Genomic DNA, 21,716 nt, shown 5'->3' with positions numbered 1-21,716 from the left:
CCGGCGATTGCCGGACCTTCTTAATTCCCATAAAGGCTGAATTTAAAGAAATAGATGGACCGTTTTGACCAACCTGGCAATAACCCATGCTGTATAGACTATTGCGGTATGCTATAATTTATTTAATATTCTTGTCGGCTAAACAGGCATTCTAAAGACTTGAATCTGAAGGATTGGTGTAACTTTATATGAAGAAGCTGCAGAAAATGATGCTGAAATTGGCATCCTCACCCAGGATAGACATGAAAAGGCATTACAGGATCGTAAGAAGGCTTCAGCAGGCGGTTTCTCCTGATGTCAAGGAAGAGTACAGGGTGCTGGACAAGGTGATAAGGTTTGATGGCGGTGAATACTCCATTCCTGTAAGGGAGTTCTATCCGAAGGGGAAGCGAAACAGGGGAGCCATCTTGTTTTTCCATGGCGGCGGCTGGGTCATCGGGGACATCGGAAGCTATACGCCTGCATGCCTCGAGATGGCCGAAGAGACGGGAATGGCTGTATTTTCCGTGGACTACAGGCTTGCTCCTGAGCATCCTTATCCTGCGGGGCTTAACGACTGCTATTCGGCAGCGGCAGCACTCATGGAGAACCCTGACTGGATAGGTCTTGAAGATGCTGATGAGATAACTTTGGCTGGTGATTCAGCGGGTGGAAACCTTGCGGCAGTTGTTTCCATGATGCTGAGGGACAGGGGCAGGAAGGTGCCTAAAAGGCAGATCCTGATATATCCTGCAACCTACTGGGACCACTCTCAAGATTCCCCATTCAGGTCTGTAGTTGAAAACGGGAATGATTTCGGGCTTACGATGAAGAAGATGGAAGAGTACATGGACATGTATGTCCCTGACGTGGAGAGGAGGAAGGATCCTTATATCTCCCCGATAATGGCAAAGGACATGAAGAACCTTCCTGAGACGCTTATAATAACAGCGGAGCTTGATCCGCTCAGGGATGAGGGTGAGGCTTACGGCGAAGCCTTAAGGTCTGCAGGGAATGAGGTTTCCCTGTTCAGGTTACCTGATGCGGTACATGGGTTCCTGACTCATCCGAGGCTCGATGATTCCCTGGATCTTGCATACAGGGAGATAAGGGCATTTCTAGGAACAAATGGAGAATGATGGCACTTATAATTGAGTGAGGTGGTAGATCGTGAAACGTAAAGGCTGGGCGAAGCTGGACAACGCATCGAAGATATTCCTTGCAACCATGACGAGTACGGATACGAAGGTATTCAGGCTTAGCGCGGAGGTGAGGGAAGAGGTGGACCCTCATGTCCTGCAGGAAGCCCTTGACAGGACCTACAGTTACTTCAGGCTTTACCACTCAATAATGAGGAGGGGCTTCTTCTGGTACTATCTGGAGGACAGCGACCTTAAGCCTGTGGTTATGCCTGACGTTCAGGTTCCATGCGCGAACATCTACAGGCGTGATGAGAAGAACCTTCTTTTCAGGGTGCTCTACCACGGGACGAGGATACATCTAGAGGTCTTCCATGCGCTTTCAGATGGAACAGGGGCACTTTGGTTCTTTGACAACCTGCTGTACAACTACATAGACCTGAGGTACCCGGATGCACTCAAGGGTACTGAGTCATCAGTGGAAGGCAAGGGATCACAGAAGCAGCTCCTTGACGACAGCTTCCAAAGGCATTTCGGAGGCAGCGAGGAGTGGTGGTCCTTCAATCCGGTCCAGATGACAGTAGGGACTGTGACAAAGGTCGGGAAGGCAGTGGGAAAGGCAGCTGTGAACATTGGCGGTAAGGCAGCTGATGTTGTCACAGAAAGCGTGGGACTCACCAAAAGGAAAAGGAAGGAAAGGGTTTTGAGGGTCAAGGGTGTAAGGACCCCTGACGGCAGGATAAGGATCGTAGAGACCGAAATGGCAGTCGACGAGGTGCTTAAGCTTGCAAAGGAAGCGGGTACTTCCCTTACCATATACCTTACAGCAGTATTCATCGAGGCGACGCACAGGGATGCCCCGAGGCGAAAAGATGACTGGACCATCTCCGTTTCCATACCTGTCAACCTCAGGCAGTTCTTCAAGTCAAGCACGGCAAGGAACTTCTTCAGCACGGTCCAGGTAAGCTATACCTATGGACTGAAGGGCGAAGGAGGCGACACCATCGAGGAGATCGCAAGGACCATAGATGAGGAGTTCAAGGGACAGCTGACACCTGAAAAGATAAGGAGCAAGGTCCAGATGCTCAAGTCCTATGAGGAGAACATAATTCTGAGGATAATGCCGAGGCCGCTCAAGGACCTTGTGATGAGGTCTGCAAATGCCCTGAACAACAGGAAGCTTACCCTTGCCATTTCAAATATGGGCAGGGTAAGCCTCCAGAAGGACATCGACGGGTATGTAGACCAGATATATGCCATAACCGCAGCAGCCAGGCCTCAGTTCCTGTCTGTAAGCCATGCGGGTATATTGACTGTAGCATTCATGTCTCCCTTCACTGAGACTGAGATTCAGAAGAATTTCGTGACCATGCTCACTGAAAAGGGAGTAAGGATCAAGGTCTCCGCTAACAAGGTAGATAATGAAGAGATGGGGAATATTGCTGGAAAGGAGTGAACCGTATGAGCAGCTGCAAGAGTTGTAAAGTGGAAATCAAAGGCGACTGGGATGCATGCCCTCTATGCAGGAATCCAGTGAAGAAAACTGAAACAAGTGAGCCATCGCCATTTCCGGATATTCCGCTCAGGTTCCAGAGGAACCTCGCCATAAAGATCCTGACGTTCATATCCCTTACCCTTGTGGCACTTTCCTTCCTCATTGACAGGATAAGGCCCCTTAGGATAAACCTTCCTGTCCTTGCGGCTTTCGGAGCGATAAGCATGTGGGCCATAGTCGCTTCGATTATCTCGAAGAGGAGGAACATCGCGAAAAGCATAGTATATCAGGTGGCGATCCTTTCAATATTAGCTGTGTTCTGGGACTATTACCTTGGATGGATCGGCTGGTCACTTGATTACGCCATTCCGATATTATGCATGAGCGCAATGACCGCCATGTTCATTGCCAACAGGGTGGTGAAGCTTAAGGCAGGGGACTACCTCCTGTATCTCCTCATTGGTGCAGTCATGGGACTTATTCCATTCCTGTTCCTAATATTCGGATGGGTCATCCACCAGATACCTTCAATGCTATCCATATTCCTGAGCCTTGTGATGATTGCAGCTATAGTCATATTCCAGGGCAAGGAGATACTTCTGGAGCTGCAGAAGAGGATGCATGTCTGATGAATCACAGGGTCATCAGTGAAGGTTTAGCCGAATCACCTTTTGTGTGAAAGGTCCTGGTAGTCCGAAGGTTTTAGTTTTAAGCAGGCAAATGAGATATTGTTCCTGTTTTCGCACGAAACATTAGTTAAAGGGAATGTTTCATGCATTATCAGGAACACAGGCATTCAACTATACTTGGTGGAAGAGTGCTGCTCATGTTTTGGAATTCCTTCCTGGCTTAATCCACCCTTAATGAAACAAGAACATATGGGAAGGGCGGAGGCATATAACCTCCGTCCTTTCCATATCCATGCTATTATGTCCTGAATGGTCAGCCGCCGAAGACACTTGCCATTATTATGACCTTGTCCTCCTCTGATATGGGTTCACTCATGAGACTGACACGTACGGTGTTCTTTATAACAGTGAACTGCTGCCTGACTATACCTTCCATGAGCCTTTCGTGCCGGCCGGGATATTTTTCTGAAACCATTGCCAGAAGATCCCTGAAATCTTCAGGAGTCCTATCGAGTTCAAGGATCCTTGGTTCGCAGCCGTCATAGATGCTGAATCTGAAGCTTTCCATTCCTAATCCTCCCATGTGGTTAATATTCGCTCTATCTGCATATCGGGGTTTTCATTATTCAACGCTGTCCTGAAGCATCCGCCGCTGCACCACAGGAGCTCGTTGTAGCTTTCGGAAAGAAGGCCAATGTCGTTCAGACTCTTTACGCATTCGTCAAGTCCATGGATACCCATGACCAGAGGGGAGAGCCTGAAAACCGGATCATCAACATTTGAATCAAAGGGGGTCCTATTTAGCTTTGTAAGGTCTGATGACCCTTTATCACGAAGCATTGCTTCAAGCGCTTCAAAGGTCACGACTTCATCCATGCACATCTTCATGTTGTTCTCATCAGCCTTCCATGGGCAGGGGGATAAGAATACAAGCCTTGAGGTGATTCCATACTTCTCCCTAAGAATCCTTCCATGCAGCTCCATTGGGGACGGAACATCCGACATGAGGTCTTTGAGCTTTGGCCAGCCTGATATTATCTCATCTGCTATCCTGGGACATGAACTGCCAATTATCGGACCCTTCCTTATCCTTGCCTCTATCAATCTCATTTCAACTGCCTTTCCAACCACTGAGGCGGTTTCCTCGACATGGTGGAAGCCAAGGAGCTTCAGCGCAGTCACAAGCTGTTCGGGATGGCAATTGAAATATGCAGGGAAGGAGGGAGCAAGGCTTGCTATGAGGATTTCCTTTCCTATGGTCATGTTGCCGCCTCCCTTTCTCTCTTGTCTTTAGATTAGCACTCACAAAAAAAGATGCAATACAGGATGTTGACTTCTGGATAATGCAGGAGTAATATTGTCATATGCACATATGTGCATATGAGTAGATGGAGGTTGAAATGGAAAGACTTACTGAAATATTCAAGCTATTGTCGGATGAGACCAGACTCAGGGTAGTCATGCTCCTTGCAAGAGAAGAGACTTGCGTCTGTGAGATAGTCGGTGTCCTTGGCATACCTCAGCCTAAGGTTTCAAAGGCTTTGTCAAAGCTTCGTGACCTTGGCCTCGTTAATGACGAGCGCAAGGAAAAGTACGTGTACTACAGCATAAAGCCTGAAAGCAAGGTGCTCCTTGGAATAGCGAAGGACATCCTTGAAAATATAGGCGATTATCCACAGCTTGAACTTGATGGCAAGAATTTGAAGTATAAGGAAAGATACTCCAACAGCTGCTGCGTGGTCTCTGACGAAGAGATGATTTCCTGAGGATGGTGTAAAGATGGCAATATTTGGATTCATAAACGACCAGCTGCTGAAGATGACGTGGCTGTCAAACCTTGTAAGGACCCTTGTTGAAAATGTGTTCGGGCTTGACGTTTCCGGCAGGCTCGGAGGAAGCATCCACTTCTTCATATATGACGTGATCAAGATTTTCATACTATTATCCGCACTCATATTCATGATCTCATACATCCAGAGCTTCTTTCCGCCTGAGAGGACCAGGAAGATACTCGGAAGGTTCTCAGGTATCCAGGCGAATATCCTTGGAGCTCTCCTTGGGACCATAACACCGTTCTGCTCCTGTTCGTCCATACCTCTCTTCATAGGCTTCACGAATGCAGGACTGCCGCTGGGGGTAACATTCTCGTTCCTCATCTCATCTCCCATGGTCGACCTTGCTTCGGTGCTTTTACTTGCAAGCATCTTCGGATGGAGGATTGCCCTGGCCTATGTTACTGTGGGACTCGTCCTTGCAGTTGTCGGAGGAACCATAATAAGCAGGCTCAGGATGGAGGACGAGGTAGAAGGCTTCGTGTACAACAACATGGACGTGGCTTATGAGGAGGAGACGCTTTCAGTAAAGGAAAGGATCGGCTACTCGAAGGACCAGGTGAAGGACATATTCAATAAGGTATGGATTTATGTTCTGATAGGCGTCGGAATTGGAGCTGCCATACACAACTGGATCCCGCAGAGCTTCATTGAGGCGCTTCTGGGGCAGGACAAGTGGTACTCGGTGCCTCTTGCGACCTTCGTAGGGATCCCGATATACGCAGACATATTCGGAACTCTTCCAATAGCCGAGGCGCTCCTTGCCAAAGGCGTAGGTCTTGGAACCGTGCTTGCATTCATGATGGGAGTTACCACCCTTAGCCTGCCATCGATGATAATGCTTAAGAATGTCATAAAACCCAAGCTCCTTGGGACCTTCATAGGCATAGTGACAGTCGGGATACTTATAATAGGGTTCTTATTCAATGCATACGGGCATGTGTTCATATGACCTGCCAAATAACTGATGCTGCATATAAGACTTTTGCTGAAAGGAAGGAATGATTCTATATGATACTTAAGATACTTGGAACAGGCTGTGCTAACTGCAGGAAGCTCGAGGCCAATGTAAGGGAAGCCGTTAAGGAAATGGGACTCGATGCTGAGGTAAAGAAGGTTGAGAACATAAAGGACATAATGTCCTATGGTGTAATGGGTACCCCTGCGCTTGTCAAGGATGAGAAGGTGCTGTTCGCAGGAAGGGTTCCAAACGTTGATGCAATAAAGAAGTATATAGCTGAGTAAGCTTTCCCGGTCAGAGGGGTGTCCTTTGGCCGGGATTTCCTTTTGGTGATAGTGCTTGTAAACGATTGAATATGCTGGTACATTTGAATCAGGGAAGTGTGGCAGCATAAGGGGGATTCCAATGATACCTAGAAGCGAGATGAAGACAAAAAATGAGCCATATGTGGTCGGTCAGGGCTACAGGAGGTTCCCTGTGACAAGCCAGGCGTTTGTCACTGTGAGCATGAAGGATACGGGAAAGCTCGGATACATGTTCTGGCTGGACAAGATGCACAGGAATATGGGCAGGAAGATGATGGAGGGTACTGAAGGCTATCTCCAGGAGGACAATGCACTGGACATGGGAGCGAATGCCTCCAACCTTCTTGTAGGAGCCTACGGATTCCCGAACTTCCAGATGCTGAAGTGGAGCACAATGGTCGTGCCTGAGGTGCTGTCATCGCATAAGGTTGTAAGGCCTCCAGAGGATCTGACAAGGCTGGTGAAAAGGGCGGCCGGTATCTATGGTGCTGACCTTGTTGGGGTAGCCGCACTTGACGAGAGATGGGTATATTCAAAGGACATGGTGAAGCCCATTGTGATAACTGAGGATGGTATTCCTGAGGAGACCGATGATGAGTTCAGGATCCCAAGGAGCATGGACAGGGCGATAGTCATGGCTGTAGCAATGGACGCGAAGGGTATAGGCACATCTCCTGCCATCGAGTCAAGCACTGCGACATCCATAGGGTATTCAAGGATGGGGATAACCGCAGTATCACTTGCTGAATATATCAGGGCAATGGGCTACAGGGCCATACCATGCATGAACGACACGGCAATGAGCATTCCGCTTGCAGTGGATGCGGGACTGGGGGAGCTTGGGAGGCTTGGCATACTTATCACCCCTGAGTTCGGACCAAGCGTGAGGCTGTTCAAGGTACTGACTGACATGCCGCTTGTGCCGGACAAGCCAGTTGACTTCGGTGTGGAGATATTCTGCAAGAACTGCCTTCTTTGTGCGGAGCATTGCCCTTCTGATTCCATAAGCTTCGATTTGCCGAAGGAAACCTCATCGCTTGAGACAAGCAATCCTTATGTCAGGAAATGGTACATCAACGGGGAGAAGTGCTTAAGGTTCTGGCAGGAGAACGGAGGAAGCTGCGCCACATGCATAGCTGTCTGTCCGTTCACCTGGGGATTCGAGTCCATACAGTGCTTTGAGTGCACGAAGTGCGAAACCAGAAGGGGCTGCGAGCTGCAGGTGAATACCCATCTCAGGGCGAAGCATGGTTACCTGCATATTGAAAGCTATGGTGAGAGGCCTGAAGTGTTAAGGCCGAGGAGAGAAGGACTTTGAGAAAGCTAAGGCTCATTGCTGCAGGTATAGTTATGGTTGCTGCCGCTGCCGCGGTATATATGGCATTCTTCAGGGAGCTTCCCGGACCGCCGGGACTCGAGGCGAAAAGTACGCTTGGTACCGCCAGGGCCATTATGGGAACCTATGGCTGGGATTACGGAAACAGGTCGGTTCAGGCTGATTCGATGCATCCAACTAAGTTCCAGTACAGGCCTGAGAATATCCTTCAGGTGGCTGCAGGTGAGAAGATAACCATATATCCCGTATACAACGACAAGTTCTACAAGGGAAGCCTGGAGCTTTTTGACTTTGAGGTCTACAGTGTTCAAGGTACAGAAGTATCACCTTCTGGAGGTGTGGCAGAGCTTAAGGGCAGCACAATAACGGCTGAGGTCCCTGAAGCTTCCGGTGACCATATCCTGGTGATGATAATAAGATATCAGCAGGGATCGGTCAGTTACGGCCTTAAGGTCTCCTCAAAGAAGGAAGCCCCTATGAAAGGGCTTGAGCTGTACATCTTTAGAGATGGCGGAAAGGTGGTGTATTCGCTTCTTGTAGGAACCAACAGGAACAAGACTGAGGAGGAGATAACCGGTAACCCTATGGCAACTGATTCTCTTGAGGATATCAGGATGCAGCTTGGAGGCTTCGCCGATAGCTTTGTCACCATATACCAGATGCCTGGCGCGAATTTCACCGAAGCTGAGTACCTGAGCATTGAGGATGAGCTTACCGACGGCTTCGGACATGAGTTCAACGCTGCCGGAGTGTGGAGCAGATAGGAATAATAGAGCGAATGGAGGGATGAGCATGGACAGGGAATTTTTTGAAACGACCTATGAAGGGTACAGCCTGAGGGTGGACAGGTCCTGCCTCTACAGCATGGATGAAGTCTGGGTAAGGCATGACGGGGATCTCGCCGTTGTTGGCATAACCGATTACCTTCAGATGGCTTCAGGCGAAGCGACGTTTGTAGACCTGCCTGAGCTTGGTGCGAACCTCGAGAAGGATGAGGAGGCTGCCGACATCGGGATGGATGGCGTATCCATAGGGGTGAAGGTTCCTGTAGGCGGAAGAGTTGTTGAAATCAATGAGGACCTTGAGGTCAATCCTGAAAATGTGAACAGCGATGCTTACGGAAAGGGCTGGCTCTTCAAGCTTGAGCCTTCTAACTGGGATGACGACATAGCGGAGCTTCTGTTTCCTGATGCATATCTGCCGGTGATGCTGGAAAAGCTTTCAAAAAGGTAGGTGAGGACATGATATATGTCAACAGGTCAACCTGGAACGGCGGAAGCTCAGGACATACAGTCTGCCAGAACGGTGCAGAGATGGAGTTTTCATCTCCACCGATGCAGCACGGGAAAGCAGGCGTCATGACTCCTGAGGATGCTCTCATGATGGCGGTGAACACAGGATTCCAGATTGCAGTGGTCAGGGAAATGGAAAAGGCAGGACTTGAGATGGCAGCCTATGAGTGCAGGGTGGAGGGAGATGAGAATGGATCAGCCTTCAGCCTCATAAGGGTGATGCCAAAGGTCACGGTCTGCGGTGCAGGGACTGAAGAGAAGGCTAAATCTTGTCTCAGTCTGGCACTTTCAAGTTCACCAATAACAGCTTCCATTAAGAGTGAAATCGCACTGGAGCCTGAAATAGTCACAATTGGATACTGAACATGTTCAGCCCTTCAATCAGGCATTAGCCTGAGAGGAGGGCTGATGCTTTGTGAAGTGACTATAAATCAAGTTGCTTCAAGTTACCAGGGTGTTTCGTCAGATTTTTCACCATATCTGACTAATCAGCATGGTATAATGATAGGCGGTAATATATTTCCGGAGGATGCTTATGTTTCGCAGAAGGTTAATGGTTCTGACAGTTATTGTGGCTTTGGTCTCTTCATTGTTTCTTTCCGCCTGCGGAAAGAAGGAAGAGAAGATAGTAAGCATTGGTGAGCAGTTCGGGCTCGCTTATGCTCCGCTTGAGATAATGAAATCGAAGGGATTCCTTGAGGATGCCCTGGAGAAAAGAGGACTTGATATCAAGGTCCAGTGGAAGAAGCTTGGCAATACATCGGCCATAAGGGAGGCCATGCTTTCAGGTGACCTTGACATCGGCTTCACTGCCATACCTCCCTTCCTTATAGGGAAGGATAAGGGGATGGACTGGAGGATAATAGCAGGGATCTCAAAGACCTCAGTGTCACTTGTCACGAAGGATCCTTCATTGGATTCAATTTCTGACCTGAAGGACAGCCACAGGATAATGCTCCCGCAGCCAGGCTCCATACAGCACATACTTCTCATGATGGCGGCGGAGAAGGAGGTTAAAAGCGCATCGGCCTTTGACGGACAGCTTCTTTCCATGGCCCACCCTGACGGTGTCACCGCGTTCATATCAGGCAACTCAGACCTTCTCCATTTCACCACTCCTCCATATCTTCAGGAGGAGCTTGAGAACGGAGGAAGGATCCTCCTTGATGGAAGGGAGAGCTTTGGCGGGGACTTCACCTTCATAGTAGGTATCTGCCAGGAAAGGGTCTTCAAGGACGCTGAAGTGTATGAGTCATTCAAGGAAGCCTTGGTAAAGACAATGGAGTACATGCAAAGCGATACTGACGGTACACTCGCGGTCCTCTCTGAGGCCTATGAATATGAGACAGGGGAGCTTGAGAATTACCTTAGCGACGGCACCACAACCTTCGGTACAGGGGTGGAAGGGCTGGACACATTCGTTGAATTCATGGAAAGGAACGGGCTCATATCCTCAGAACTTAAGGATAAGGAGCTGTTTTGGGAGCAGGATGCGAAGTAGTGAGAAAAAATTAAGCAAAGGCAATAAGCTTTTTGCAAGAATGGTTTTCATGATCGTGCTGCTTGTCATATGGGAGATTGCAGCTCGTTCCGGAAGGTTCCCTGATGCCCTTTTTCCGGGACTTGTGGATATATCAAGGAGCTTCATCGACCTAATGGCAAATGGTGAGCTGATCATGAAGACCCTTTACAGCATTGGCATGGTATTCCTTGCAATGGCACTCAGTCTTGTGCTTGCAGCCGGTATGGCAGCAATATCGAGGGTCTCAGCTTACGCCAGGGAATTCATCGTTCTTCTGCAGTCGATCCTTTCTCCGCTTCCGGGCATCGCGGTGCTTCCGATCGTAATCCTCTGGCTTGGAGTGACAAGGAGAGCAATGGTACTTATCATGGTCCATGCAACACTCTGGCCGCTATGGGCTCAGCTGGATCTCAGCGTTGCGAGACTTGGCTCAAGATACGGACGGTTCATGGAATCTTTCAGGCTGGACAGGTGGACAAGGTTCTGGCACATATATGTGCAGGGTTCAGCGGATGACCTGAAGTCTGCACTTGGCATATCCTGGTCCAGGGGCTGGAGAGCGCTGATAAGCGTTGAGATGGTATTCGGAATGGTAGGTTCAAGGACTGGACTCGGATGGCTCATCTTCGAAAGAAGGATGTACATGGATACTCCGGGACTCCTTGCAGGTCTTGTGACCATAGCGATATGCGGCATTCTCTTCGAGTCGCTGCTGTTTGGGGGAGGTAAGGCAAATGAAGCTTATTGAGGTAAGGAACCTCTCCAAGTCATTTGGAAAGGAGACTCTCCTGAAGGACTTCTCCCTGGATATAGGTGAAGGAGAGATTGTGGCTGTAATGGGACCTTCAGGAATAGGGAAGAGCACTCTCCTTAACATCATAGGAGGTCTCGACAAGGATTTTGAGGGAACCATAAGCTATGACCCAAAGGTTTTTGATGGTATAGACGTGCCGTTCCCCTTCGTGTTCCAGGAATCTGAAAGCCTTCTTCCATGGAAGACTGTGGAGGATAATGTAAGGATAGCCGGGAAAAGTCTGACTCAGGAGGAGATCGATGAGGCCCTGAAGTCAGTAGGGCTCTACGACCACAGGAGAAAGAAGCCAAGTGAGCTCTCCGGCGGAATGAAGCAGAGGGTATCCCTTGCAAGGGCCCTTGTATGCAGATCCCGGGTGATGCTCCTTGACGAGCCTTTTGCAAGCCTTGACCCTGACATGAGGTCGAGACTTCAGGAGCTGGTAAGGGATTTGAGCAGATCCAAAGGGATAGCTATGCTTATCGTCACACATGACAGGAGCGAAGCTGAAGCCATGGCAGACAGGATCGTAGCCATGTGATGGGAAATTAGGATTTGAATAAGAAGTGAAGATAGGTGGCAGCCTGAGGGATGCCACCTTATGCTTTGAGTCAGTTTTCCTGACTTTGACTTTTACGTATCAATTATGAACTTCCTTGTTGACAATCATTCTCAACTATGACAAAATATTGCTTGTGTAATTGAGAACAATTATCAACCATAGGAGGGCAACATGAAGCTATTAAGGACGATCATGGCAGTGGCAGCGTCAGCTGCGGTTATTTCAGGATGTGCAGCAAGAGGTGAAGCGGTAACGGTACCGACAGAAACTGCAGAGAAGGTAGTCAACCTCTACACTGACAGGCATTATGACTCTGATGACGCCATATATGCGGCATTCACCGAGGAGGCCGGTATCAAGGTCAACATAGTGAAGGGAAAGTCGGATGAGCTTATCGAAAGGCTTAAGACCGAGGGCGAGGACACAGAGGCTGACCTTTTCATAACCGCTGATGTTGGAAGGCTTTACAGGGCACAGGAGGCAGGACTCCTGCAGGCAACCGAAAGCGCAGCGCTTGAAGCGAGCATCCCGGAGAACCTCAGGGAGCCTGAAGGCTACTGGTTCGGGCTTACAAAGCGTGCAAGGGTGATCGTCTACGCGAAGGACAGGGTTGATGCCAGCGAGCTTTCAACCTACGAGGACCTTACCGATCCGAAGTGGAAGGGAAGGCTTCTTGTAAGGGGAGCGGACAGCGTGTACAACCAGACACTTGTCGCATCACTCATAGAGCTTGAGGGTTCAGAAAAGGCAAAGGAGTGGGCTGAAGGGATAGTCGCGAATATGGCGAGGGACCCCAAGGGCGGAGACAGGGACCAGGCGAAGGCGATAGCGGCAGGTGAAGGTGACATAGCGATAATGAACACCTACTACCTGGGGCTTATGCTCACAAGCTCAGACCCTGAGGAAGTCAAGGTAGCTGAGAGTCTCGGAGTGTTCTTCCCGGACCAGGACGGCAACGGAACCCACATCAACATCTCAGGCGGAGGAGTGGTGAAGGGTGCGAAGAATGCGGACAATGCGGTGAAGCTCCTTGAATTCCTGTCTGGGGAGAAGGCGCAGAGCTCCTATGCACAGACCAACTTCGAGTTCCCTGTCCTTGAAGGGGCGGCATCTTCAGAATTCCTCATTTCACTTGGAGAATTCAAGGCGCAGGAGCTAAGCCTGTCGGCTCTCGGGGCAGCCAATGCAGAGGCTGTAAGGATACTGACCGAAGCAGGCTGGAAATGATAAGGGTTATAACCGGAATGAGGAAGGCAGGCATAGGTTCTGTGCTTTCCTTTCTGATTCTTTTTTCAGCTGTGCTGCCCGTGCTTGCGATACTCCTTAAGGTTGATTTTTCAGGGAGTGAGGAATGGACCCGTTTCAGGGAATACCTCCTTCAGGATGCTGTGGTCCAAACTCTCACGATAGTCTTCCTTTCACTGCTGCTGGCTTCAATTATCGGGGTAACCCTTGCGGTCCTTGTCGCCATGTTTGATTTTCCCTTAAGGGGCTTCTTCAGATGGTTCTTCTATCTGCCGCTCACCATACCCCCCTACATCGCCGCATATGTGTTTGCCGGAATGCTGGGTTATACAGGAGTCGTGCAGACTACCCTGAGGAGCCTTGGAATCGCAGTTCCGCCAGGATCCCTGGACATCATGAACATCAGGGGAGCTGTAGTCATCTACGCAATCACCCTATATCCATATGTCTACGCGCCTGTGAGGTCCTTCCTTGAAAACCATGCGTCAGAGCTTGTCGAGGTCGCAAGGCTCCATGGATACTCACCTTTGAAGATATTCGGGAAGGTAGTGCTTCCCCTGATAAGGCTTCCTCTTGCTGGAGGCTTGTCCCTCATCATGATGGAGATCATTGGGGATTATGGCGTCGCAAGGTACTTCAACCTGAAGACCGTAAGTTCAGCCATATTCGGGTCCTGGTTCGGCTCCGGGGATACTGGAGTTGCCCTTAGGCTGTCCTTCTACCTTATGGTGATTGTCACAGCATTCCTTGTCATGGATGACATTACGAGAGGCAGGAAGCGATACGGGATGCAGGGTGCAAGGCAGCTTAAGCCATACAGGCTGAGGGGTGCCCGGAAGGTCCTTGTCCTTGCGGTACTTTCGCTCACGTCACTTATCGTGTTCTTCGTGCCTGTCGGACAGATGCTTCATTGGGCAGCTGCATCATACGGAAAGGTGAATTTGGGGGCGACAGGCAGGATAATCTCTGATACCCTCACCTACAGTTTGATTGCAAGCCTCATTATCCTAATCGCCAACGTAGTAATTGTCTCAACCTCCAGATGGCTTCCTAAGGGGATATCAAGGCTTATGACTAAGCTTTCCCAGCTTGGGTATTCGATACCTGGTGCGGTCATAGCAATAGGTACCATAACCCTTTTCGTTTGGCTTGATTCAAGCCTGTTTCCGCTCTACAGGTGGCTTGATCCGGGAACAGGGAAGCTCGTCCTAAGCACCAGCACCGCAATGCTTACCTACGCGTTTGTAGTTAGGTACATGGCAGCTGGCTACAACAGCGTGAACTCAGGCTTCTCGAAGATCGGGACAAGATATACTGAAGCTGCCAGGACCCTTGGCAAGGGCAAGCTGTACGCCTTGTGGAAGGTGGAGCTTCCGGTGATAAAGGGTTCGCTTGTCACAGGCTTCATACTTACCTTCATAGATATCCTCAAGGAGCTGCCTCTGACACTGCTTCTCAGACCTTTCAACTTCAATACTCTTGCCACTCGGTCCTACGAGTACGCCAATGACGAGAGGATAATGGAAGCCTCCGTACCCGCGCTTATGATAATTGTGATATGCATGGCAGCTCTCCTTGCATTCGCCATGGTAAACAGACAGAAGGGAGTGAAGACTGATGGAGCTTGACATAAGGAACCTTGAATTCAGTTATGGAAAGAAGGCTTCCGCAATATTCAAAGGCTTCGACCTTAACGTGAAGGATGGAAGCATCCTCGCAATCCTCGGTAAAAGCGGAAGCGGTAAGAGCACGCTGCTCAGGATAATCTCAGGGCTTGAGGACAGGTCGAAGGGATATATCAGGATAGGGGACAGGACCGTACAGGACGAGAATACGTTCATTCAGGCGGAGAAGAGGAACACCGGCTTCATCTTCCAGAACTACGCCCTGTTCCCATACCTTACAGTAGCGCAGAACATAGCCTTCGGGATGAAAGGCAAGGATGACGTAAGGGTAAAAGAGATGGTAAGCCTCACAAGGCTTGATGGCCTTGAGAAGAGGTATCCGCACGAGCTGAGCGGCGGACAGCAGCAGAGGGTGGCACTGGCAAGGTCACTTGCACCAAAGCCTTCGATCCTTCTGATGGATGAGCCCTTCAGCAGCCTGGACACAGCCCTTGTAAAGGACCTGAGGGAGGACCTCAGAAGGATAATAAGGAGCACAGGCATGACTACGATCATAGTTACACACGACGAGGATGATGCCAGGGCCCTGGCTGATGAGACTCTGGTGCTTGACTGCCAATAGGACTGTATGATGACTAACAAGAAGATCCCTGAACATTAAGCTGATTGCTCTATGTTTGGGGATCTTTTCATTCTGCCAGAACGTGACTTTAGGTCAGGTAAACGGGGGATATCAGTTCATAATGAAGTTCTTGAGGTCGGTTTTCTGCTTTTCAAGTTCATACATGTAGTCATAGGTCTTTTCCTTGAAGATGGCTATATCAGAGTTTGTGGAGGATATCCTTGAGGTGTTGCTTACCATATACACTGACCTCACAGGACTTTCTATGGACAGCTCATACAGGCAGAAATCGAAAAGGTTCTTCATGTTGAGGCAAACGCTGGCAGGTGCGAAGAACCAGTAGCCTTCTGACAGCAGCTGGAAAGCCAGGAGAGTTGAGTCAACCTTGAATTTAGGGGAGTCTGGCTGGCGGAAATAGGTGCTGTGCCACTTTGAATATTCTTCACCCCAGTTGAAGTATATCTGGTTCGTAAGGTCCAGGCGGCTGGGAGCTATCTTGTTTGCCTGGAAGTTCGCATTGTGCTTGCTGACTACGAACAGTGAATCCTCATAGACCTTGACTGCCTCGGTATAGGGTACCTGCAAGTTGCTTAAAGCGAAGCCGACGTCAATTGTCCTGAAGCTTACGCTGTCATAGATCTCCCTTGTGTGGAGGGTTCTTATACCAACTCTCCAGTCATCATCAATGTCGTTAAGGAGCTGTTTGTAGAGGTTGTTCAGCACGAAGTTGTTCACGCTGTCTACAGCTCCTACCACAACGGTCTTGAACATACTGAGATTGGCGAAATTTGATATCTCATCAGACACCCGTTCATATTCCTGTGCGATCTTAAGGAATTTCTCTCCGTGCTTTGTAAGCTCAATGTGCTTGTAGCCCTTGTCCCTGTCAAAAAGGGCAACCTTCAGTTCTGTTTCAAGTACCTTCAGCCTGTAGCTGATGGTGGATTGGGACATGAACAGCTGGTTCGCAGCCTTTGTTATGTTTAGTGTCTTGGCAAGTGCCAGGAATGTTTCAATGAGATCGTAGTTCAATTGTACTCCTCCTTTGTTAAGGAAATATCAGCGCACTTAGTACTTAGCTTACATTATATCGAAAATTTCGATGATTAACATCTACATAATTCGTTTTTATTAATTGTAAGCGTTTGCTATGATGAGTACACGAAACAGACAATCAATAATTACAACAATGCAATGGGGGAGAAAAATGAAAAAGATTCTTGCACTAACAATGGCAGCGGTAATGGCACTGACAGTAGGCTGCTCAAGCGGAACCAAGGAAGGTACCGCAACTACGGCAGCACCGGCTTTTCCAGGCACTAAGGTTGTAAACCTCATAGTCCCATATTCAGCTGGAGGAAGCTCAGATGTAGGAGCCAGGGTACTTCAGCCGTATCTTGAAAAGGCGCTGGGCACCACAGTAAATGTAGTCAACCTTCCGGGAGCAAGCGGCTGGGTAGGCTGGGAGAAACTCCTTTCCGAAAAGGCAGACGGGTACAATGTATCGATGGTTAATCTTCCTACGATATTCTCAGGCTACCTTGACAAGAGCCTTGGCAGGAGCAAGAGCATAGCTGATTTCCATATGCTCGCGAACCATGTGTCGGATTTCAGCGTACTTGCGATAAACAAGGATGAGAAGAGATTCACTGACATAAAGAGCTTCATTGAGTATGCAAAGACGAACGAGGTAACCATATCAACCTCCGGTGCAGGAACAGATGATGACATCCTACTGAACAAGATCAAGGCTGCGATGGACCTTAAGATAACAGCCGTACCGATGAGTGGAGCATCAGAAGCTTTTGCTGCAGTTCTTGGCGGTCATGTGGACGCATTTGCAGGAAACGTTGGAGATGTACTGACTCCTATGGAAAACAAAGAGATCATAACACTTGCTGTGTTTGCAGAAGAGAGGTCAGACCTAATACCTGAGGTGCCTACATGGAACGAGTCAGGACTCGGAAAAGAAGTCACAAATTCGTCAGACAGGGGATTTGGGGTAAAGGCCGGCACACCTGATGATGTGGTAGCTGCACTTGCGAAGGCGTTTGAGACTGCAATAACAGATGCAGAGCAGGTCAATAAGATGGCTGAACTTGGACTTGAAGTCAACTTCATGAACTCAAAGGATGCCGCTGCCTATGTTGTCGACCAGGAAAAGGTAATGATAGACATGGCTGAGACCATGGGTTGGAAATAACGGAAATAATCTGATACTGCTGCCTGAGCACCTTCAGAAACTGAAGGTGCTCAAGACAGATAGAACGATTTTCAGGAGGACAAAATGGAAAAGAAAACCCGCAGGCTGAACATAGATATTTATCTGGGAGCAATACTCATACTCTTTTCAGCATATCTGTATTTTGAATCAGGCAAGATAAAGGCTGAATCCGCCAAGTTCCCTCAGATTGTCATATTGATTCTCCTGGCACTTTCGGTGATTGTACTTGTACTTGGAATCAGGAAGACGTTGAAGCCTGAGCTTACACTTAAGAGCGATACCCTTCTGAATCTGGATGTCATCCAGACGCCTGTCATGGTCTTTGTACTGATAGCGGCATACATTGCAGCCCTTAACCTGACAGGGTTCTTCATTTCAACGGCAGTGTTCGTGCCTGTCATGATGGTTTACTACGGGAACAAGAACATCAAAGCTATCATCATTACAGACATTGCCTTGAACCTGTTTGTTTACCTCCTCTTTGTAAAGACGCTCAATGTAATGCTTCCATAATTTAACCTAAGGAGAAGACCATGATTACAGAACAACTGATACAGAATTTGTTTTCGCTGCAATCCATAATAGGACTCCTGGTTGGAGTTGTCGGAGGAATAGTCATTGGAGCACTTCCGGGACTTGGAGCGACCATGGGGATTGCCCTCCTGATCCCATTCACCTTTGGGATGGAGCCGGCAGCCGCAATTATCATGCTGACCGCACTATATACATCCGCACTTTATGGAGGCTCCATAACAGCAATACTTCTACACACACCTGGAACACCCGCTTCGGCGGCTACTGCCTTGGATGGTTACGCACTCACCAAGCAGGGAAAGGGATTGCAGGCTGTTGGAATATCAACTGTAGCTTCCATGATAGGAGGTACCATAAGCGGTGCGGCACTCCTTTTCCTTGCGCCTCCTTTGGCTACCATATCGCTCAAGTTCAACGCTCCGGAGTATTTCCTTATTGCCATATTCGGACTCACTATAATCGGGTCTTTAGCCGGTGACAACATGCTTAAGGGCATAATATCCGGTCTTATAGGAATGTGCATATCATTCATCGGTTATGATACTGTGTTTGGAGTTGCGAGGTACACCTACGGGGTGACTGCACTTGAATCTGGAATACAGCTGGTACCTGCACTTATAGGATTGTTTTCAATATCTCAGGTAATGATCCAGGCTGAAGGAATAAGGGCAATGAGAAAGGGAACGAAGGTTGAACCTATCCCCGACCTAAGCGGAAGCCCGGTTCCCTCGCTTAAGGAACTGATAAAAGAGATTCCCAATCTCATCAGGTCATCGATAATCGGTATAATTGTTGGAATAATGCCTGGCGCCGGCGGAGACATCGGAGGCTGGATGGGCTACAACGAAGCCAAGAGATTCTCGAAGAATAAGGAACTCTTCGGAAATGGGGCAAGAGAGGGACTTTGGGCTTCTGAATCAGCAAACAATGCGGTGACAGGCGGTTCACTCGTACCACTGCTGACACTCGGTATACCTGGAAGTTCTGCAGCGGCGGTTATAATGGGTGCACTGATGATCCATGGACTTACTCCTGGATACTCACTCTTCAGCAAGCAGGGTGACATAACCTATGCGATAATAATTGGTTTCATGATTGCAAATATCCTGATGGGTATCACAGGACTCCTTATTGCCAAGTCAGTTGCAAGGGTTTCCGGAATATCGACTTCGATACTTGCACCTATAATAGTTGTACTTTCAGTTGTAGGAGCATATGCGATAAACATGAGCTTCGTGGATGTGGTGGTAATGGCAGTGTTTGGGATACTTGGATACTTCATGAGGAAGACCGGATTCGCGACAGCCCCCATAACACTTGCACTCATATTGGGATCCATGGCTGAGAGGAACTTCCACAGGGCTATAGTCATGTCGAAGGACACCAGCGTACTCACATACTATCTGACAAGACCCATATGCCTTGTGCTGATAGTCATGATAGTAATTTCACTCTTTGCACCTGTATTCATGAATAAATTGAACAAGAAAGTGCCATCGGTCGAGTCTACTGGTGCGGACAAGAACAGCGATGACTAGGGGGAAGAATAAATGCGTGGAACCGTACTGCTGCCTGAAAAGGTAGCTGATGAAGGTATAGATCTTCTGAAGAAGCTTGACTACGAGGTCAAGTTCGGCAGAGGTCTGGACAAGGAGACATTGGTTGAGGACCTGCAGGGCTGCATAGCTGTAATCATAAGGGTAGCAAAAATTGATGAGGAAGTGTTTGAAAGGTGCCCGGACTTAAAGGTGGTTGCAAAGCATGGCGCAGGCTATGACAGCATCGACATAACTGCTGCAAGGAAGCTTGGCAGGAGGGTAGTCTTCGCACCAACTGCAAATTCACTTTCAGTCGCTGAGCACACCATGGCTCTGATACTTGCTTGTGCCAAAAAGCTGAATCTCATGGGAAGCGAATACAGCAATGGAAACTATCAGATCAAGGACAAGGTACTTGCCAACGAGATAAGCGGTAAAGTGCTCGGGCTTATCGGTCTTGGCAGGATCGGCAACATGGTTGCCAGGATGGCTCACTTTGGATTCGGTATGAACGTCATAGCATTCGATCCATACCTGCCAAAGAACAAGAAGATAGAAGGAGTTACAATTGTTGAAAGCCGTGAGGAGCTTCTAAGGACCTCCGATTTCATAAGCATACACATTCCTGTCACGAACGAGACTAAGAAATCCATAGGTGCAGATGAATTCAGGATGATGAAGAAGTCTGCATATCTGATCAACGTTGCAAGAGGTAATGTTGTTGATGAGGCGGCACTGATTGAAAGCCTGAAGAATGGTGAGATAGCCGGCGCAGGTCTCGATGTCACGGATCCTGAGCCAGCTACAGCTGACAATCCGCTTTTTGGCCTTACTAATGTCATACTTACACCGCATTGCGCTGCAGCTTCAGAGGAAGCAATGGCCAGGATGGTGACTGATTCAGTGCATGGGATAGATGATGTCCTGAATGGCAGGACCCCGGAATTCCCGGTAGTGTAGAGAACTAAAGTTTTAATGCCATGCTGAAATACCTGATCTCAAGGCCTATGGGTGAAGGTGTTAAGGAATCGCAGATAGAGGAGAGTTGTAAATGAAGGACCTTGTAATGATGGATTGCACATTGAGGGATGGAGCCAACGTAGTTGGCAAGGGATTTTCTGCTGATCTTACAAAAATGATGATCGAAGGGCTGATAAAAAGCAACATCAAAGTCATCGAATTCGGTAACGCGCTTGGTCTTGGAGCCTATGAGTCAAGAGGTGCAATAGCACCCCTAACAGATGGTGAATATCTTGAGCTTGTCCAGCCATATCTTGACCAGGCTGAACTGGGAATGTTCATTGGAGTCACCAATGTGAATGAGAGGAATGTCGAGCTGGCTGCAAGATATGGCTTGAAGTTCCTGAGGATCGGAGCAAATGCCAGTGACGGTGAAAGCGCATGCGAGGCTATAAAACTGGTCAAGAAGCATGGACTTAAATGCAGGTACTCTGCAATGAAGGCATATGTGCTGAATGCGGACGAGCTTGCTGAGGAAGCAAGGATGCTCGAGGAATGCGGACTTGATGAGCTGACTATAATGGATTCCGCAGGTACCATGACTCCAGGTGAAGTCAGGGAATATGTTGAAAAGATGGTAGCAAAGGTCAAGATGCCGGTTGGATTCCATGGCCACAATAACCTTGGATTCTCAGGCTCAAATGCGATAGCTGCAGCTGAATCAGGCGCAACGGTCCTTGACTGCGGACTTATGGGAATGGCGAGAAGCGCTGGAAACTGTCCTACAGAAATGGCGGTTGCACTATTCCAGAGGATGGGTCAGATGGAATACATAGACCAGTATGCTTTGCTCGACTTCATCGACAAGGAGCTGTCACCTGCGATGAAGGAATATGGCTACCATAATCCAATTGAACCTATAGACCTTGTATTCGGTGATGCAGGTGCCCACTCAAGCTTCGAGAAGATATTCAGGGATGTAGCAGCTGAAAAGAATGTGAATCTCTACAAGCTGATAAGGGGCGTATCTAAATTAGAAAGAAAGACAGTAACCAAAGACATTTGTCTAAGGATTGCTGATGAAATGCTGAAGGCCTGAAAGTGAGAGTGTAGAAAATTTTGT

At 48.6% G+C, this 21,716-nt stretch carries 24 protein-coding genes; 21 read left to right on the top strand and 3 right to left on the bottom strand.

Features of this window, described 5'->3' with window-relative positions:
• The first annotated feature begins 188 nt into the window (after positions 1–188).
• The 3 genes from T472_RS13900 to T472_RS13890 all read left to right on the top strand — a co-directional run bounded on the left by T472_RS13900 (position 189) and on the right by T472_RS13890 (position 3,242).
• Positions 189–1,118, top strand: a complete 930-nt coding sequence (locus T472_RS13900; RefSeq protein ID WP_023388495.1) for an alpha/beta hydrolase — start codon at positions 189–191, stop codon at positions 1,116–1,118.
• A gap of 31 nt (positions 1,119–1,149) precedes the next feature.
• Positions 1,150–2,574, top strand: coding sequence for a condensation domain-containing protein (locus tag T472_RS13895; RefSeq protein WP_023388494.1), 1,425 nt, complete (start codon positions 1,150–1,152; stop codon positions 2,572–2,574).
• A 77-nt stretch (positions 2,575–2,651) separates the two neighbouring features.
• Complete coding sequence (locus T472_RS13890; RefSeq protein WP_152975175.1) at positions 2,652–3,242, top strand: DUF6320 domain-containing protein; 591 nt, start codon at positions 2,652–2,654, stop codon at positions 3,240–3,242.
• Between the two features lie 313 nt (positions 3,243–3,555).
• Here the strand turns inward: T472_RS13890 and T472_RS13885 are convergent, their stop codons facing one another.
• Together T472_RS13885 and T472_RS13880 are read right to left on the bottom strand one after the other, a co-directional pair.
• Entirely contained in the window at positions 3,556–3,810 is a 255-nt protein-coding gene (locus T472_RS13885; protein WP_023388492.1) for a ubiquitin family protein, read from the bottom strand.
• A gap of 2 nt (positions 3,811–3,812) precedes the next feature.
• The gene (locus tag T472_RS13880) at positions 3,813–4,505 is read right to left on the bottom strand and encodes a [Fe-Fe] hydrogenase large subunit C-terminal domain-containing protein (RefSeq protein WP_023388491.1); all 693 of its coding nucleotides are present in this window, start codon (positions 4,503–4,505) and stop codon (positions 3,813–3,815) included.
• Between the two features lie 137 nt (positions 4,506–4,642).
• On the opposite strand from T472_RS13880, the gene T472_RS13875 reads away from it, so the two are divergent.
• From T472_RS13875 to T472_RS13815, 13 genes are all read left to right on the top strand, one after another.
• Complete coding sequence (locus T472_RS13875) at positions 4,643–5,008, top strand: ArsR/SmtB family transcription factor (RefSeq protein ID WP_023863655.1); 366 nt, start codon at positions 4,643–4,645, stop codon at positions 5,006–5,008.
• A 13-nt stretch (positions 5,009–5,021) separates the two neighbouring features.
• Positions 5,022–6,026 carry a permease gene (locus T472_RS13870; protein ID WP_023387221.1) on the top strand — a complete coding sequence of 335 codons (1,005 nt, stop codon included), beginning with the start codon at positions 5,022–5,024 and terminating at the stop codon, positions 6,024–6,026.
• Positions 6,027–6,085: 59 nt separating this feature from the next.
• On the top strand, positions 6,086–6,319 hold the full coding sequence (locus T472_RS13865; protein WP_023387222.1) for a thioredoxin family protein: 234 nt from the start codon (positions 6,086–6,088) through the stop codon (positions 6,317–6,319).
• A gap of 139 nt (positions 6,320–6,458) precedes the next feature.
• Complete coding sequence (locus T472_RS13860; protein ID WP_242864815.1) at positions 6,459–7,658, top strand: reductive dehalogenase; 1,200 nt, start codon at positions 6,459–6,461, stop codon at positions 7,656–7,658.
• Entirely contained in the window at positions 7,655–8,440 is a 786-nt protein-coding gene (locus tag T472_RS13855; protein WP_023387224.1) for a hypothetical protein, read from the top strand. Before T472_RS13860 ends, T472_RS13855 begins: the two co-directional genes overlap by 4 nt.
• Before the next feature lie 28 nt (positions 8,441–8,468).
• Positions 8,469–8,909, top strand: coding sequence for a glycine cleavage system protein H (locus tag T472_RS13850; protein WP_023387225.1), 441 nt, complete (start codon positions 8,469–8,471; stop codon positions 8,907–8,909).
• 8 nt (positions 8,910–8,917) lie between these two features.
• Positions 8,918–9,331: an OsmC family protein gene (locus tag T472_RS13845; protein WP_023387226.1), complete on the top strand. Its 414-nt coding sequence runs from the start codon at positions 8,918–8,920 to the stop codon at positions 9,329–9,331.
• 172 nt (positions 9,332–9,503) lie between these two features.
• A complete protein-coding gene (locus T472_RS13840; RefSeq protein WP_040907720.1) occupies positions 9,504–10,469 on the top strand; it encodes an ABC transporter substrate-binding protein in 966 nt (321 codons plus the stop codon).
• Between the two features lie 40 nt (positions 10,470–10,509).
• A complete protein-coding gene (locus T472_RS13835) occupies positions 10,510–11,238 on the top strand; it encodes an ABC transporter permease (RefSeq protein WP_207643980.1) in 729 nt (242 codons plus the stop codon).
• Positions 11,225–11,824 carry an ABC transporter ATP-binding protein gene (locus tag T472_RS13830; RefSeq protein ID WP_023387229.1) on the top strand — a complete coding sequence of 200 codons (600 nt, stop codon included), beginning with the start codon at positions 11,225–11,227 and terminating at the stop codon, positions 11,822–11,824. The genes T472_RS13835 and T472_RS13830 overlap by 14 nt, the downstream gene beginning before the upstream one ends.
• A 192-nt stretch (positions 11,825–12,016) precedes the next feature.
• Complete coding sequence (locus tag T472_RS13825; RefSeq protein ID WP_023387230.1) at positions 12,017–13,072, top strand: Fe(3+) ABC transporter substrate-binding protein; 1,056 nt, start codon at positions 12,017–12,019, stop codon at positions 13,070–13,072.
• Positions 13,069–14,718, top strand: coding sequence for an ABC transporter permease (locus tag T472_RS13820; protein WP_023387231.1), 1,650 nt, complete (start codon positions 13,069–13,071; stop codon positions 14,716–14,718). Before T472_RS13825 ends, T472_RS13820 begins: the two co-directional genes overlap by 4 nt.
• Entirely contained in the window at positions 14,708–15,337 is a 630-nt protein-coding gene (locus tag T472_RS13815; protein ID WP_023387232.1) for an ABC transporter ATP-binding protein, read from the top strand. The genes T472_RS13820 and T472_RS13815 overlap by 11 nt, the downstream gene beginning before the upstream one ends.
• 111 nt (positions 15,338–15,448) lie before the next feature.
• Here T472_RS13815 and T472_RS13810 read toward each other — a convergent pair whose 3' ends face one another.
• A complete protein-coding gene (locus tag T472_RS13810) occupies positions 15,449–16,369 on the bottom strand; it encodes a LysR family transcriptional regulator (RefSeq protein WP_023387233.1) in 921 nt (306 codons plus the stop codon).
• A 175-nt stretch (positions 16,370–16,544) separates the two neighbouring features.
• Here T472_RS13810 and T472_RS13805 point away from each other — a divergent pair, with 175 nt between their 5' ends.
• The 5 genes from T472_RS13805 (at position 16,545) to T472_RS13785 (ending at position 21,692) form a co-directional block, all read left to right on the top strand.
• The gene (locus T472_RS13805; RefSeq protein ID WP_023387234.1) at positions 16,545–17,540 is read left to right on the top strand and encodes a tripartite tricarboxylate transporter substrate binding protein; all 996 of its coding nucleotides are present in this window, start codon (positions 16,545–16,547) and stop codon (positions 17,538–17,540) included.
• Positions 17,541–17,624: 84 nt separating this feature from the next.
• Positions 17,625–18,074 carry a tripartite tricarboxylate transporter TctB family protein gene (locus T472_RS13800; RefSeq protein ID WP_023387235.1) on the top strand — a complete coding sequence of 150 codons (450 nt, stop codon included), beginning with the start codon at positions 17,625–17,627 and terminating at the stop codon, positions 18,072–18,074.
• Between the two features lie 20 nt (positions 18,075–18,094).
• Entirely contained in the window at positions 18,095–19,633 is a 1,539-nt protein-coding gene (locus tag T472_RS13795) for a tripartite tricarboxylate transporter permease (RefSeq protein ID WP_023387236.1), read from the top strand.
• 12 nt (positions 19,634–19,645) lie between these two features.
• Positions 19,646–20,593: a hydroxyacid dehydrogenase gene (locus tag T472_RS13790; RefSeq protein WP_023863654.1), complete on the top strand. Its 948-nt coding sequence runs from the start codon at positions 19,646–19,648 to the stop codon at positions 20,591–20,593.
• A 91-nt stretch (positions 20,594–20,684) separates the two neighbouring features.
• Entirely contained in the window at positions 20,685–21,692 is a 1,008-nt protein-coding gene (locus T472_RS13785; RefSeq protein WP_023388083.1) for a hydroxymethylglutaryl-CoA lyase-like TIM-barrel protein, read from the top strand.
• Positions 21,693–21,716 lie beyond the last annotated feature (24 nt).

It is taken from the genome of Youngiibacter fragilis 232.1 (assembly GCF_000495435.3).
Classification (GTDB): domain Bacteria; phylum Bacillota; class Clostridia; order Clostridiales; family Clostridiaceae; genus Youngiibacter; species Youngiibacter fragilis.
This window is presented reverse-complemented; position numbering and strand designations above follow the sequence as displayed.